The organism is Amycolatopsis orientalis DSM 40040 = KCTC 9412 (genome assembly GCF_000478275.1).
Lineage (GTDB): Bacteria > Actinomycetota > Actinomycetes > Mycobacteriales > Pseudonocardiaceae > Amycolatopsis > Amycolatopsis orientalis.
The window spans coordinates 1-15,039 of record NZ_ASJB01000074.1 but is presented as its reverse complement, the minus strand read 5'-3'; the positions used below and the strand labels follow the sequence as shown (position 1 = coordinate 15,039).

The window sequence follows — 15,039 nt, the reverse complement described above, 5'->3', positions numbered from 1 at the left end:
CGGCTCCGTGGTGGTCCCGCCGGCCTCGCGGCATCTGCGCGTCGACCACGTCAGCGCCGTCTACGCCGCCGCGAGGGCGGCCAGGGAGACCGGCCGCGCGGCGGGGCTCCCGCAGGTGCTCACCGAACGCGCGGCCGTCGTGACCTCCGAACTGGCAGGCAATCTCGACCGGCACGCGATCAACGGGTCGGTGGTCGTGCAGCGGTCCCCGATCGGCCTCGGGATCGACGTCCTGGCGGCCGACGACGGGCCCGGGATGGCCGACGTCGGCCATTGGCTTCTCGACGGCAACACCACCACGGGCACGCTCGGCACCGGTCTCGGCGCGGTCAGCCGGATGGCGACGGTCTTCCGGATCCGTTCCGTGCCGCGGGACGGCACCATCGCGGCGGCGCGCCTTCTCGTCCCGGGTACCCCGGCGGGCCGCGCCGCGGCGATCGGGCATTTCTGCCTGCCGCGCGAGGGTGAGGTCGTCTGCGGCGACGCCATCGCGGTCGCCGAGCTGACCGACGGCTGGACCGCCGTCGTAGTCGACGGCCTCGGTCACGGCCCGGACGCCGCCGAAGCGGCCGACGCGGCGATCCGGGTGTTCCGGCAGAACCCGGACCGGCCGCTCCCCCAGCAGCTCACGAGCATGCACCGGGCGCTGCGCACCACCCGCGGCGCGGCGGTCGCGCTGGCCCGGATCGCGCCCCACCGCCTCGAATTCTGCGGCGTCGGCAACGTCAGCGGCACGACGATCGGCACCGGCGGCCGGTCGCAGCTGCTGCTCAGCATCCCCGGCGTCGTCGGCTTCACCCTGCCCGCCGTCCAGGTCCGGCACACGGTGCTGGCCGAAGGCGACGTCGTCGTGCTGCATACCGACGGCGTCGACCGCACCTGGCGCGCCCCGGCCGTCACCGACCTGCCGTCGCACGCGCTGTCCCTCGCCGCCCGCCTTGCCCACCACCACCGCAATCCCCGCGACGACGCCGCCATGCTCGCCCTCCACCCGGACAGGCTGACCTGATGCACCCGGAACTCGCCCGGCTTCGCCGTCTCCTGCGCGCCGCCTGTGCCGAGGGCGGTGTCCCGGCGTACGAGCGAGCGCGTCTCGTCGTCGCCGCGACCCTGCTCGCCGAACCCACCCTCGACGCGGGCGCGAAGGTCACGCTCGAAACCTCCACCGCGGACGGCCTGCTCGCCGTCACCCTGCGGCTCCCGCGTCCGGTCGCGCAGTCGCGGCGAGACCGGCTCCCGCTGCTGCCCGACGCGGGGGACGGCACCGGCCTCACCTGGCATCTCCCCACGACTCCGGCCCGGCAGCCCGCTCCGGCCGACGACGCCGAGGCCACCAGGGAGGAGACGCTCGCGCTCATCGCGCGGGCCGACGGACTCGCCCAGGAACAGCGGGAACTCAAACACGAACTCGCGGAGACGAACAGCGGCGTACTGGCGATGTACGTCGAACTCGAACAGCGCGACGAGCAACTCCGCCGCGCGCACGCCGTCATCTTCCGCGAGCTGGAAGACGCGCTCCGGCCGCCGCCACCGGCCGTCCCGAACCTCGAACTGGCCGTCCACTACTCCCCGACCGATCCGGACTCCCCCACCGGCGGCGACCTCTACGACTGGTTCGTCCTTCCCGACGGTCACCTGCACATCACCCTCGTCGACGCCGTCGGGCACGGCGTCACCTCGACCCGCCACGCCCTCACCGTGACCCACGCGATCCGCACCCTCGCTCTCGAAGGCCATCCCTTCCGCGATCTCGTCGCCAGGACAGCCCGGACCCTGGCGACGATCGAGCCCGATCTGATGGCCACGGTGATCCTCGCGCGGATCGATCCGGCGACCGGCGACGCGACGTTCGCGAGCGGCAGCCATCCGGCCCCCGTACACCTCACCGCGGACGGTGAACCACGACTGCTGCGGTCCCCGGTCGTCGGCCGCGGGGTCGGCTTTCCCGACCCCGGCACCCCCGAACTCGCCCGCTGCGTCCTGGCGGCGGGTGACACCCTGCTGCTCTACACCGACGGTCTCGTCGAAAGCCGCAAGGATTTCCAGGAAGGGCAAACCCGGCTCCTCGCGCTCGCCCGCGCACACGCCACCCTGGCCACCGCGGACCTCCCTCGCGAACTGGTCACCAGGATGCACGACGTCGTCCTGCACGCCGACGACACCGTCGCCCTCGCCGTCCACCGGATTCCGGGCCACGGCAAGCGAAATTCCTGAAGCGTCCACAAAGGACGTTGCTTGGGCTTACTCGTGGAGGGCGGCGTCGACGGTGGCCTCCAGCTGTGCCCCCAGGACGGTGCAGTCCCGGATCGGGTCGTCGCGAGGACAGGTGAGCAGGTGCTCGAGCACCTCTTGTGCCGCGCGGAGCCGTTCGATCTGGTGCTGCATCACGCGGATCGACTCGGCCATGACGCTCCTGGACTCACCACCCGGCGAGTCGCCGGAAAGCGCGGCGGCGGTGCTCGCCACGCTCATCATCCCGTCCTGGTGGAGCAACTGGACGAGCGCGAGCCTGCGTAATTCGTCGCGGCCGTAGGTACGCACGGTCCCCCGTCGTCCGGCCGGATGAAGCAGGCCGACCTGATCGTAATAGCGCAGCGCGGAGACGGAGATCTTGAAGTACCGCGCCACCTCGCTGATCGAGTAATCCACGTCACCAGGATCGCAGGTTGCGCTCAAGTCCACTTGAGCGAGCACGGTGGACGGCGAAAGTGATCAGTGAGGAGACACGGTGGAGCGATTCGAAGCAGTGGTGGCGGGCGCCGGGCCGGTGGGGCTGTCGACGGCGTTGTTCTTGGCGGACCGGGGGGTGCGGGTGCTGGTGGTGGACGCGCGCGACCCGTTCGATCGCCCGCCGCGTGCCGGTACGTCGATGCGGACCCTGGAGTTGTTCCGGGGCATCGGACTGGGGCCGACGCTGGATCGGGTCGGCTGGGAAGGCCCGCCGCCGTTGCGCTCGATCGTCAAGGACAGCGCCACCGGGACCGTGCTGCACCGGTCGGCCCCGCCACCGCGCTACGCGGAGCGGCTGGACACCTGCGGCCCGACCGATCCCCGCCTCGTGATGACGCAGTACGAGGTGCAGCGGTTCACGGGGGAAGAGCTGCGGCGCCGCGGCGGGCAGCTCCGGTTCGGCACCGAGTTGACCGGTTTCACCGCCGACGCCGAAGCCGTGCGCGTCGAACTGGCCGACGTCGCCACCGGCCGCGAACACCAGGTGACCGGCGATTACCTGATCGGCGCCGACGGTGCCCGCAGCCGGGTGCGGGAGCTGCTCGGCGTCGACCTGCCCGACCGGCGGGTCGACGGCAGGCTCAACACCGCCTTCTTCCGGGCCGACCTGCGGAAGCTGCTGCCGGAATCGGCCACGCACGCCTGTTTCATCCGCAACGAGCAGATCTATTGCACGCTCTTCGCGAAGGATGCGGCCGGTGACCGCTGGTCTTCGCACCTCATGGACTACCCCGGCAAACCCGCCGGACTCGCCCGGCTGTCGCCCGAGCGGACCCTGAGCCTGCTGCGCGCGGCGATCGGCGACGACACGGTGCCGATCGACCTGATCGAATGCAACGCGTGGGAGGCCGCGGCCGGCATCGCCTCGGCGCTCCGGCGCGGCCGGGTGTTCCTGGCGGGCGACGCCGCCCATGTGCAGAGTTCCGCCGGTGGGCTGGGGATGAACACCGGTATCCAGGACGGGCACAACCTCGCCTGGAAACTCGCCGCCGTGCTGCGCGGCCAGGCCGACGAGGCCCTCCTGGACAGCTACGAGCCCGAACGCCGCGCCGCCGCCGAGGCGTCACTGGCGCTGTCCCGCCGGCTGCTCCGCGGCTACCAGGCCCACCAGGACCCAGAACAGCTCTACGCGCAGGCCGCCGCCGACTATCTGCGCGGGATGATGTTCTACCGCTACGACTCCCGCGCGGTACTCACCGACGACGCCGAGCCACCCGACGTCCTCGACGACCGGGCGGCACCCGGCCACCGTCTGCCCCACCGATGGCTCACCGACGACGGCCGCCGACTGTCCACACTCGACCTTCTAGGTCCACAATGGACTTTGATCACCGGCGACGGCGGTACCGGCTGGCTCACCGCGGGAACGGAAGAGCTGCGCGTACGGCGGATCACCGGGGCCATGGCCGACGGTGACCGCGCCGCCTTCGCGCGGATGGCGGGCACCGGCCCGGACGGCGCCCTTTTGGTTCGCCCGGACGGTTTCGTCGCCTGGCGGTCGCATGACCTGCCCGCCGATCCGGACCGCGCCGTCCGCTCCGCCCTGCGCAGCCTGCTCGGACACCGTTACCGTCAAGGGTGAACCCGGTAGCGCTTCTTTCGGTTTTCTTGTCATAAAGGGAGAATACGGCCGGATATACCACGAACTTGTTGAGACGGCGGAAAGCCCGGCTTTATACTTCGCCGGTCAGCGGTATGGGCACGTGGTCCGTACCGGTGAGGGGATGACGTGGATTTCCGGGTCTTGGGGCCGATTCGGCTGCGGGCTGCCGGGCGGGACATCGCGATCGGCGAGCCGCGACGGCAGGCGGTGCTGGCCGTCCTGCTGTTCGAGGCGGGGCACACCGTCGGGATCGACATGCTGGTGGACCGGGTCTGGGGAGAATCGGCGCCGAAGCAGGCCAAGCGTTCGTTGCAGGCCCACATAACCCGCATCCGGCGCGCACTCGAAGAAGCCGATCCCGATGGCACCCACGTGACGCGGGATCCCGGTGGCTATCGCCTCGTCGTCCGGCCCGAGCAGGTCGACGTGTTCCGTTTCCGCGACACGCTCCGGAACCGTTCCACCGACGCGGCGGCGCTGCGGGAGGCACTCGGGCTCTGGCACGGTGAACCCCTGGCGGGTCTGCGCGGCGACTGGGCGGAGCGCACCCGCCGGGCACTGAGCCGGGAACACGCGGCCGCCGTCGTGGCCTGGGCCGACGCCGAAATCCGCGACGGCGGCGCGGCCTCGACGATCGCGCCGCTGACCGAACTCACCGACGAACAGCCGTTGCACGAGACCGCCGCGGCGACGTTGATGCACGCCCTGTACGCCGTCGGACGGGGAGCCGAAGCGCTGGCCTGCTACGAACGGACCCGCCGGGCACTCCGGGACGAACTCGGCGCGGATCCCGGCCCGGAGCTTTCCGCCGTGCACACCGCCGTACTGCGGCACGACCTGGCCGCTACGGGCGTGGCACCCACGCCCGTACCCGCGCAACTACCCGCCGACGTGGCCGCGTTCACCGGCCGGGCCGGTGAACTGGCCGAACTGGACCGGCTCGCGGCGGGAACCGGTGACAGCCCGGTGATCGTCTGCCTCACCGGCACGGCGGGGGCGGGCAAGACCGCCACGGCCGTGCACTGGGGACATCGGGCCCGCGACCGGTTCCCGGACGGGCAGCTGTACCTCGACCTGCGCGGATACGATCCCGGCGAGCCGCTGTCGTCGGCCGACGCACTGGCCGCGTTCCTCACCGCGCTGCTGCCGTCCGGCGCCGAGATCCCGCTCGGCGCCGCCGAACGCGCGGCCCGCTTCCGCACCGAGGTCGCGTCCAGGCGCATGCTCGTCATGCTGGACAACGCGGCGACCGTCGAACAGATCCGTCCGCTGCTCCCCGGGACCGACGGCTGCGTCGTCGTGGTCACCAGCCGCGATTCGCTCGCCGGTCTCGTGGCCCTGCACGGCGCGCGGCGCGTATCGGTGGACCAGCTGCCCGCCGCCGACGCCGTCGGCCTGCTGCGACGGCTGGTCGGCGAGCGGGTGGACGCCGAGCCCCAGGCCGCCGCCAAACTGGCCGAACGCTGTGTCCGGCTGCCCTTGACCTTGCGCCTGGCCGCCGAACTCGCCGTTTCCCGGCCGGCCGCCCGGTTGTCCAGACTGGTGGACGAACTCCGTGCGGCACAGCGCGCGCTCGATCTGCTCAGTGGCGGCGCCGATCAGCGGGCCGCCGTACGGGCGGTGTTCTCCTGGTCGCTGCGGCAACTGGCGCCGGGGACCGTCCGGGCCTTCGCCGTCCTCGGCGGGCACCCGGCTCCGCTGTTCGACGCCTACGTGCTGGCGGCGCTGGCCGCGCTGCCGCTCGAAGAAGCCGAGGCCGAGCTGGCCGCGCTGGCCCGCGCGAGCCTCATCCAGCCCGTGGGCGACCGGTTCGGGATGCACGACCTGCTCAAGGCATACGCGGCGGAAAGCAGCGTCGGCGAGCCCGCCGCGCTCGACCGCGTCTACGACTACTACCTGGCCACCGTCGCGGCGGCGATGGACCGGCTGTACCCCGGCGAAGCCCATCGGCGCCCGCTTGTCGCGGCCCCGGTGAGCCCGCTGCCGGAACTGCCCGATGCCGATGGCGCACGCGACTGGCTCGACGCCGAGCTGAGCATGATCCAGGCGCTCGCCGCGCACGCGGCCACCCGCGGGAGACCGGAGCGTGCCGTGGCGCTGGCCGCTCTCCTCTTCCGTTATCTCGACGGGAACCACCGGACGGCCGCGCTGGTGATCCACGGCCACGCGCGGGACGCCGCGCGGGGTATCCACGACCGCACGGCCGAGGCCGAGGCACTCGTCGCCCTCGGCGCGGCGCATATGCAGGCCGGACGCCGCGAGGCCGCGACATCGGACTTCCTGACGGCGTACCACGTGTTCAGCCAGGCGGGGAATCTGCTCGGCCAGGCCAGATCACTCGGCAATCTCGGCATGCTCGCGGAAAGCGCCGGACGTTACCGGGTCGCGGCCGCCTACTTCACCCGGGCGCGGGCGATGTTCCGCCGGATCGGCGACGTGACCGGCCAGGCCCATATGCTCACCCGGCTCGGCACGGTCGAAGCGAGGATCGGCAGGGGCGAGGCGGGGCGCCACCATCTGGGACAGGCGATGGACCTGCACGAGCTGGCCGGGCATCACTTCGGCGAAGCGTGGGTGAAAGTCGGGCTCGGCGAACTGGCGGCGAACGACGGCCGCCCGGCAGAGGCTCTCCGGTTCCACGCCGAAGCCGCCGAGCAGTTCCGGGTCCTCGGGCACCGGGACAGCGAGGCGTGGGCCATCGACGGTCTCGGCAGGGCGGGAATGCTGGGCGGTCATCCGTCCGACGCCGCCGCGTACCACCGCCGTGCCCTCGACCTGTTCCGGGAGCACGGCGACCGGGAGGGCGAATCCTGGGCGCTCAACGGACTCGGCGAGGCATGCCAGGCGACCGGCTCGGTCGCCACCGCCCGCGCCAACCACGCCGAGGCACTCGCCGTCGCCACCCGGACCGGCAGCAGCGAACAGATCGCCCGCGCTCATCGCGGCCTCGCCAGAGCGGCAGGCACCGACGTCGAGGTGGCGCGCGAGCACTACGACCGGGCCATAGCGATCTACCGCAGCCTCGACCTCACCACCGCCGAAGTCACCAAAGCCGAACGGCGGGCGCTGAACTGAGCCCGTCCCGCCGGGTCTCATCTCGCCCCGTCGACCAGCGCGGTGACGTTTCCCCTGTCCGCGCCCAACTGCAGGTAGAGGTCGACCCACTGCCGGTCGACGTCGGTGACGCTCTTGCCGTCACAGTAAGGTTTGCCGCCGTTGGCGGTGTAATAGCGGAGCAAGGCGAGCAGCTCGTCGGTCCGCCTGTGCGAGGCGTCGGTATAGCGGCTCCCGGGTGCCTGTGGCTGGTGTTTCATGCAGCTCAGCTCGACTGCCGCACCGTCGGTCGACTCGTCGTCGAAGCGAGGGCCGGAATCGGCGGCCGTCACGGCGCACGCCGTGGCGACGGCACCGAAAAGCAGAATACTCACGATGGCGCCCCGGAGCCGGGGCCGTGCCGGTTCGGTCGGCAGATTGCGCATGGTGTCCGCTGCCCTTCTGATCGGGTGCTGCCCGCGTGGATTCATCCGGCACCGCGCAGGTTCGCCAGCGCGGCCCGCGCCGCCCGCGCCTCGACGACGGAGAAGGCCGGATTGATCCGCAGCGCCTCGGTGAGCGCCGCGACGGCCTCGGTGTTCCGGCCGAGACGGGCGAGGATCATGCCGCGGTGATAGGAAAAGGTGGCGTTGCGCCAGCCGGTGCTCGCGGCCTGATCGGCGTAGGTGAGCGCCTCGGTGTCCCGGCCGTTGAGATGCAACGCCCAGGCCAGTGCGTCCGCGACGAACACGGGCCGCCTGCGTGACCACTCCGACTGCGCGAAGGTCAGTGCCTGCGCGGCCTTCCCGCGGTCGGCGGCGACCGTCGACGCCTCCAGGTCGATGGTCGCGCCGGACGCGGCTTCAAGTCGTTGCTGTTCGTCGAAAAGCGCGTACTGCTGTGCGGCGAGTTCCGGCCGGCCCGCGGTCTTCAGCAGGAGGGCGTACTCCTGCAGGCCACCGAGGCTCGGCTTGTGGGACACGAGTTCCTGGTAGCCCGCGAGCGCCTTCTCGGTCAGTCCCCGCGCCGCCGCGAGCCTCGCTTTCCCTTGCCGCAGCGATCCGTCGTCCGGTACCGCGAGCAGACCTGCCTCGTAGTGGCGCTCCGCGGCGTCGAAGTCCCCGTTGTCGTAGGCGAGTTCGCCGAGCAGGTTGCGGCAGAAGGCGATGTCGCCGGGGTCGATGGCGTCCGCGAGCGCGCGGTCGAGCGCTTTCCGCGCGTCGTCGACCCGGCCGTGGATCTCGAACTCGTACGCGGCGCGGGTGAACGAGGAGACGCCGGGTTTGAGGTCCAGCATGCGCTGCAGCGCGGCGGTGGCCGCCGCGGTGTCACCGAGCTGGGTGTAGGCGTCGTTGAGCACGCCGTAGACCTCCGCGTTGTCGGGGAGTACCGCCTTGGCCTTCTCGCCCCAGTCGCGGGCGGCGCCGAAATCGTGCCGCGCGTTGGCGAGCGCGCCCATACCGGTCAACGCGGTCCCGTTGCCGTCGGGCTGCTGCGCCAGTGACTTGCGCAACGCCACTTCGGCTTTGGGGAAGTAGGCGGGATCCGCCTTGACCCGGGCCGTTTCGACATAGGCGGCGCCGAGTTCGGCCCAGGTCCGCGGATCGTGGTCCCGCTTCGTCAACTTGGTCTGCGCCATCCTGATCGCCCGGTCGAGGGTGCTCGAACCACCGGCGGGCCCGCTCGCGACGGCGGGCGGGCTCTCCGGTGCGGGCGGGAGGAACGCGGCGACGCCGACGACGAGCAGGCCGGCGCCGAGAACGGCCATGAGCGCACCGCGAGCGGAACGTGGCCCGGTACGGCGGCGCCCGGTATCGGTCACGTTTCGGGAATTGTCGGCTGACATCGGAAACGCCTTCCAGGAGTCGGGGGGTGGTGATCGCCGCGGTCGACGGCGACCACCACGGGAGCAACCGGCCTCGCCCTTACCTCGAGTTGACCGCCTTGTTGTTCGGCAGGGCGACATACGGGAACGCCGTGCCGAAGGGGACGTCGTTCCGGTCGACCCGGTCACCCGCCGCGAGCGGCAGGACGATGCCGCTGACCGCGGCGCCCTCCAACGCCTGGACACTGATGTCGAGCGCGTCGTCGGCCGGCCTCCGGCCGTTCGGGAACCCTTGGAGGTCGCCGCCGAGCACCCCGAGCCGGTTGGGCTGCGCGGACGGCGGGATCGACGTGTTCAACCGCAGTTGTTCCGACTGGGCGAATTTCGCCGGATCGACGTCGGCGTTGACGAGCTGCGAATTGAGATCGACGGCGTTGAGCTTGTCACCGAATTTCTTGGTGATCCCGACCAGGAAGATCTCCACCAGGTCGCTGCGTGGCGTGGTGGGCGCGGGGATGCCGTAGATCCGCTGGATCAGATCGGGCACCTCCGGATTGGTCACCCTGTTCACCAGCGCGGGTATCGTCCGGTCCTGCTCCGGCAGAAGCGAGTTGAACCGGTCCTTCAACGCCGCGGGCACCACGACCTCGTTCACCAGCGGGTTGCCGAGGCGCGACACCTGGACCTCGGAGCCGAACGACTGCTGTGCACCGGGGGAACGCAGCGTGATCGAATAGCGCTCGGTGTCGCTCCAGACCCCGATCACGGGGTTCCTGGCGGGATTTCCGGCGAGCGTCAGTACGCTCTTGGGCACCTGCAACGCGATGGTGTTGACGTTGAACCCGGCCACCGTGTCCTGCCCGACCTCGGAGAGATCGCCACCGTAGAGCAGGTCGAAGATGCGCAGATCCAGGAAGAACGGATCGTCGGCCTGCCCGGCGAAACTCCGCCCACCGCCGGGAATGGCGGTGATGGCCTGATCGCGAAGAGTCCCGTAGTTCGGCATCGAAGCCGGGCCCACGTTCGACGGCGCGACCCTGGCGGAACTGGCCAAGGTGGTGACCCGCCCGTTCGGCCGGTCGATCAACGTCAACGTGTAGGACTGGCGGAACAACAGATCCGGGTCGTCCAGTGAGGTCACCGGGTCGTCGTTGTAGAGGAAGGTGTTGTTCCCCCGCCGGTCTTCGGTGCGGAAATCCCACCGGTAGGTCAGATCCGCTTTCGCGTCACCGTTGTTGTCGATGTTGATGTCGTAGTGGGCGTCCGTCGCCCACGGATAGAAGTTCGGTCCCCCGTTGGGTTCCGAGAACGGATACCAGTTCGCGATCAGCGTCACGGTATCCGGCTTGTCGGGGCTGACGAACGCGTACACGTCGGTGTTGTCCACCGGCGGGTCGCCCGAGATCAGCGGAGCTTCCCGGTGACTCGACGCGAGCGCCGTGTCGGCCGGCAATCCGGCCACCGTGCCCGCCAGGATCGCGGCGACCGCGATCACCGCCCTTCGCCGTGGAACGACACGACGGCGAGCGGGATGGGGTTGTGCCATTTCCCTCCCCTTTCTGGGAAGAACCTCGCCCGCGACGCGCGGACGAAAAGTTCCCGATCATGGGGATGCCCACCGGAGGCGCGGGCCGCTGTGGCGCCGGACCACGATCCGGGTTCACCATCGACGACATCCCCGCCGGAACGCGTCGTCCGCCGGACCGAAGAACGGCGGGCCCCGCGGTTCCGGGGCGGAGGCCGGGTTTCCGTCCTCCGTCGAACGCCGATGGTGCCCGCGACCTCCAGTGGCGAAGTTGTGGAAGTGTTGTGGCGGGGTGAAGTACGTGCCCGGTGCGGCGGGGTTTCGGTACAGATAGTCGTGAGTGGTAATGACGGTTAGAACCGTCATTACCACTCACGACCCGCGAGCTGGTTCCGGAAGGGCGTGGGCATCAGCCAGTGAAGGCGAACGCGTTGTCCCGTACCCAGTCGTCGAAAGTGAGCGCGGGCCTGCCCAGCAGGTCTTCCACGGTCCTCGTGGTGGGGCCGGGGCGGAGGGCGTAGTCGGCCAGGGATCCGAGCAGCCGGGCAGGGACTTCTTCGGGCAGTCCTTGCGCGAGCATGCCCTGCCGCACCCGGTCGGGCGGGAGTTCCTGGAAGGACAACGCCCGGCCGACGGCGGAGCCGATGATCCGCACCTTTTCGGCTTGGTCCAAGGACCGCGGGCCGGTCAGCGTGTGGACCATCCCCGTATGGGCGCTGCCGGTGAGGGCCTGTACGGCGACCGCCGCGATGTCGGTCTCGTGGATCGGCGAAGTGGCGGCCTGGGCGTACGCGCCGCGCACCACGTCACCGGCCTTGAGCTGCGGCGCCCAGGCCAGCGCGTTGGCGGCGAAGTCGGCCAGCCGCAGGACCGTCCATTCGAGACCGGAACCGGTGACCAGGTCCTCGGCGAACTTGAACTGCGCGGCGAACCGGGCCTCTCCCGCCGGATACTCCACCGTGGTGGCCGACAGCAGCACCAGCCGCCGTACGCCTTGTCTTTGGGCCAGTTTCACCAGCTCGGCGAGACCAGGGCCGGTGGCACGCGGGCTGAGCTGGATCGCCTCGACCTCTTCCAGCGCCGGTTCGATCCACTGTGGACTGAACAGGTCACCGCTGACGACTTTCACGCCGTCGGGTGAAGGGGCTTCGCCGAGGCCGCGAGTGACCGCGGCGACGGCAGCACCTTCCTGTAGCAGCATATCCGTCACTCGACGTCCCACGACGCCGTTGGCTCCGGTGATCAGGATCATGATGGGTTCGTCCTTCTGCTCGGCGGACAGATCTATCCACTGTGGAATAAGAGAGGGATCAGGCGGGGAGCGCGAGCCGCTGTTCGGCCAGAACGGTACGGCGACGACGGACCGGCATCAGCATCGTCGGGTGGGAGATGCTCCAGGCCGCGGACTTGCAGATCATCTCCTTGACGCGCACGGCGGTCTTGCCGGTGAGCGCGGACGGTTTGGGCTGGTCGTCCGGGGTCACCCACTGCACGAGCGCGTCGCGGCGGCCGAGGCTGACGCACTGGCCGCTGTAGCCGATCTTGTTCACGGGGAGCGGGCGTCCGGTCAGCCGGGCCGCGATGGCGTCGGCCGCCTGGTGCGCGGTGGGAACTCCCGAGGCGCAGGACATCCGCAGCGGCGTGCCGTTCGCGCCCGGTGCGAGCGCGGCGTCACCGACGGCGTAGACGTCCTCGTGCGAGACCGACCGCATCGTCTCGTCGACGACGATCTGCCCGGTCGCCGAGACCTCCAAGGTGGTGGCTGCGGCGAGGGGGTGGACGGCGAAACCGGCCGTCCAGACCGTCACCTGCGCCGGGATCGCCCGGCCGTCGCCGATGACCGCGCCCGCCGGCTCGACGCCCACGACGTCGGTGTGCTCGTGCAGGGTGATGCCGAGCCGGTCGACGGCCTGGCGCAAGTGGTTCTGGGCCTTCCCGCTCAGCCAGCCGCCGAGCTCGCCACGGACGGCGAGCGAGACGTCGAGGTCCGGTCGGGCCTCGGCGATCTCGGTGACGGCTTCGATGCCGGTGAGGCCACCGCCGACGACGAGCACGGTGCCGCCCGCGGCGAGGTCGGCCAGGCTCTTGCGCAACCGCAGCGCGGACTGCTTGCCGGCGACGCTGTGGGCGTGCTCGGCGACGCCGGGGACACCGCAGTCGGCGGCGCTGCTGCCCAGCGCGTAGACGAGCGTGTCGTAGGAGATCTCGCCGGGTCCGTCGGCGTCCTCGAGGCTGACGGTCTTGCGTTCGGCGTCGACCGCGGTCACCCGCGCCACCCGCACTCGCACACCGGTGCCCGCGAAGACGTCGGTCAGCGCGCGCGGCTCCAGGTCCTGACCGGTCGCGAGCTGGTGCATGCGGACGCGCTCGACGAACTCGGGGTCGGCGTTGACGAGGGTGATCTCGGTGTCGGCGGGGTGCAGGCGCTTGGCGAGGCGGCCGGCGGCGTTGGTTCCGGCGTATCCGGCCCCGAGGACGACGATCTGGTGCTTCATGGCTTCCCTCATTCCTGTCCGGCTGGTGTCGCTCCCTGAACCGGACAGCGGCGCGAAACCTGACAGCGGAATGATGTGATCTGGGTCACCAGGTGTCGGGAAGCGGTTCTCCCTGGTCGGAAGCGGCCCAGTGGAACTCCGCGCGTTCGAGCTTGGCGGGGTTCACCTGGGCGTGGACGGCCGCGATACCGTCGGCGGTCACGTCCAGCGTGACGACCCCGGCGACCCGGCCTTCGACCTCCAGCACCAGCGCGGGCATCTCGTTGACGACCGCGGCGAACAGGACGGGACGGCCACCGATGAGCGACCACTTCGCCGCACTGGGCTTGAACAGTCCCTGCAGGAACCTCGCCACCCGCGTCGCCCCGGTGACCGGGTGCGGCAACGAGAACAAGACGCCCCCGCCGTCGCCCACGCTGATCGCGTCGTCGGTCAGCATCCTCACCAGCGAGTCGGTCTTGCCGCTGAGCGCCGCGGCGAGGAACTCCTCGACGATCTTGCGAGCCGCGGCCGCGTCGACCGGCACACGGCGCCTGTCCGCGGCCAGATGTTGCTTGGCGCGCCGGTAGATCTGCTGACAGTTCGACTCGGTGAGGTCGAGTACCTCGGCGATCTCACCGTGCGAGTAGCCGAACGCCTCGCGCAGCACGTACACGACGCGTTCCTTGGCCGAAAGCCGCTCCATCAGCGCGAGCATCGCGATCGAGACCGATTCACGCTGCTCGACGGTGTCCGACGGGCCGAGCATCCGGTCCCCGGCGAAGACCGGTTCGGGCAACCATTGCCCCACATAGGTTTCCCGCCTGGCCCGCGCTGAGGTGAGGCGGTTGAGGCAGATGTTGGTGAGCACCTTCGTCAGCCACGCCTCGGGCGTCTCGATCAGCTCCCGGTCGGCCGACTGCCAGCGCAGGAACGTGTCCTGTACGGCGTCTTCGGCGTCGTTCGCCGAACCCAGCAGGCGGTAGGCGATCGCCTCCAGTCTGCCCCTGGCCCCCTCGAACACCTCGACCTCGCGCGCACCGATCAGCATGGTCGAAGTTAACCATCCTCGCCGGCGACCGTGGTCGAAGTCCGTGAAGGACTCCTTGAGGGACTGCCGTTCGCGCTCCGCCGTGCCCGGCGTCTCGGGCCCGGGCGAGTACATGATGGCCCCCTTCCTTGCGCCTAGCGCAAGGAAGGGGGCCATCATGTACTTGGGGAAGGTGTGAAGGTCGAGTTTCCTCGGCTGAGCCGAGGTAAGGGGGCCTTCACGGCCTTCGACGACGCACGGGCGGGTGCGATGCGCGGGGCGGCGCCCTGGCAGGCTAGTTTGCCCGGGTGAGTCTCCTTGATGACGTGGCCGAGCGCGATGGCTGGCGCTGCTGGGTGTGCGACGAACCGGTCGACCCCGGCATGTCGGTGAACGACCCTCGCGGACCCAGCGTCGACAGCCGCACCGCCGACCGGAAGGCCAAGATCCCCGAGCGGCTCGCGCACCGCGGGTGCAACACCCGCGAAGGCGCGGTCAAGGTGGTCATCGCCTGGCCGGATCGCCTGCACGTGGTCGAACCCGCGCCGCTGATCACGGTCGCCGGGAGGCTGGAACGCAAGGGTGGCCGCGAGATGGTGGCCCGTTGCCCGACCGAGCGGGACGCCCGCGAGGCCGCGGAGTGGCTGGTGGACCGGTTCTCCCGGCTGCTACCGGGACTGCCGGTGACCGCCGGTGTCGAACCCGGTGGCGGCCAGTTCCTCGTCATCCTGGCCGCCGGCCGCCGCTGACCGAGCTTGCGCGTGAAGGCCCCCTTCCCCTTGGGTTCTAGTGGTGGTTGCAACACCTGACTTTGTTCGG

The 15,039-nt window shown here is 70.7% G+C and carries 12 protein-coding genes; 5 read left to right on the top strand and 7 right to left on the bottom strand.

Annotated elements, in window-relative coordinates; all coding sequences use genetic code 11:
- Nucleotides 1–7: 7 nt before the first annotated feature.
- Nucleotides 8–1,009: a SpoIIE family protein phosphatase gene (locus L324_RS26430; protein WP_235783660.1), complete on the top strand. Its 1,002-nt coding sequence runs from the start codon at nt 8–10 to the stop codon at nt 1,007–1,009.
- Nucleotides 1,009–2,214 (top strand): PP2C family protein-serine/threonine phosphatase, encoded by a 1,206-nt coding sequence (locus L324_RS26425; RefSeq protein ID WP_037314282.1) that lies wholly within the window; start codon nt 1,009–1,011, stop codon nt 2,212–2,214. Before L324_RS26430 ends, L324_RS26425 begins: the two co-directional genes overlap by 1 nt.
- A 27-nt stretch (nt 2,215–2,241) precedes the next feature.
- Here L324_RS26425 and L324_RS26420 read toward each other — a convergent pair whose 3' ends face one another.
- Nucleotides 2,242–2,649: a MerR family transcriptional regulator gene (locus L324_RS26420; protein ID WP_051174108.1), complete on the bottom strand. Its 408-nt coding sequence runs from the start codon at nt 2,647–2,649 to the stop codon at nt 2,242–2,244.
- A 79-nt stretch (nt 2,650–2,728) separates the two neighbouring features.
- On the opposite strand from L324_RS26420, the gene L324_RS26415 reads away from it, so the two are divergent.
- Together L324_RS26415 and L324_RS26410 are read left to right on the top strand one after the other, a co-directional pair.
- Complete coding sequence (locus L324_RS26415) at nt 2,729–4,312, top strand: FAD-dependent oxidoreductase (RefSeq protein ID WP_037314280.1); 1,584 nt, start codon at nt 2,729–2,731, stop codon at nt 4,310–4,312.
- A 147-nt stretch (nt 4,313–4,459) separates the two neighbouring features.
- Nucleotides 4,460–7,408, top strand: coding sequence for an AfsR/SARP family transcriptional regulator (locus L324_RS26410; RefSeq protein ID WP_037314276.1), 2,949 nt, complete (start codon nt 4,460–4,462; stop codon nt 7,406–7,408).
- A gap of 17 nt (nt 7,409–7,425) precedes the next feature.
- On the opposite strand, the gene L324_RS26405 is transcribed toward L324_RS26410, so the two are convergent.
- The 6 genes from L324_RS26405 to L324_RS26380 all read right to left on the bottom strand — a co-directional run bounded on the left by L324_RS26405 (nt 7,426) and on the right by L324_RS26380 (nt 14,355).
- Nucleotides 7,426–7,761, bottom strand: a complete 336-nt coding sequence (locus tag L324_RS26405; RefSeq protein WP_235783659.1) for a hypothetical protein — start codon at nt 7,759–7,761, stop codon at nt 7,426–7,428.
- A 92-nt stretch (nt 7,762–7,853) separates the two neighbouring features.
- Nucleotides 7,854–9,134 carry a tetratricopeptide repeat protein gene (locus tag L324_RS26400; protein WP_235783658.1) on the bottom strand — a complete coding sequence of 427 codons (1,281 nt, stop codon included), beginning with the start codon at nt 9,132–9,134 and terminating at the stop codon, nt 7,854–7,856.
- 157 nt (nt 9,135–9,291) lie between these two features.
- Nucleotides 9,292–10,737, bottom strand: coding sequence for a DUF4331 domain-containing protein (locus tag L324_RS26395; RefSeq protein ID WP_037314270.1), 1,446 nt, complete (start codon nt 10,735–10,737; stop codon nt 9,292–9,294).
- Nucleotides 10,738–11,125: 388 nt separating this feature from the next.
- Nucleotides 11,126–11,968 carry an NAD(P)H-binding protein gene (locus L324_RS26390; protein ID WP_037314267.1) on the bottom strand — a complete coding sequence of 281 codons (843 nt, stop codon included), beginning with the start codon at nt 11,966–11,968 and terminating at the stop codon, nt 11,126–11,128.
- A 58-nt stretch (nt 11,969–12,026) separates the two neighbouring features.
- Nucleotides 12,027–13,211, bottom strand: coding sequence for an NAD(P)/FAD-dependent oxidoreductase (locus L324_RS26385; RefSeq protein ID WP_037314264.1), 1,185 nt, complete (start codon nt 13,209–13,211; stop codon nt 12,027–12,029).
- A gap of 85 nt (nt 13,212–13,296) precedes the next feature.
- The gene (locus L324_RS26380) at nt 13,297–14,355 is read right to left on the bottom strand and encodes an RNA polymerase sigma-70 factor (protein WP_235783656.1); all 1,059 of its coding nucleotides are present in this window, start codon (nt 14,353–14,355) and stop codon (nt 13,297–13,299) included.
- Nucleotides 14,356–14,528: 173 nt separating this feature from the next.
- On the opposite strand from L324_RS26380, the gene L324_RS26375 reads away from it, so the two are divergent.
- Entirely contained in the window at nt 14,529–14,969 is a 441-nt protein-coding gene (locus L324_RS26375) for a hypothetical protein (protein WP_037314260.1), read from the top strand.
- Nucleotides 14,970–15,039: the final 70 nt, after the last annotated feature.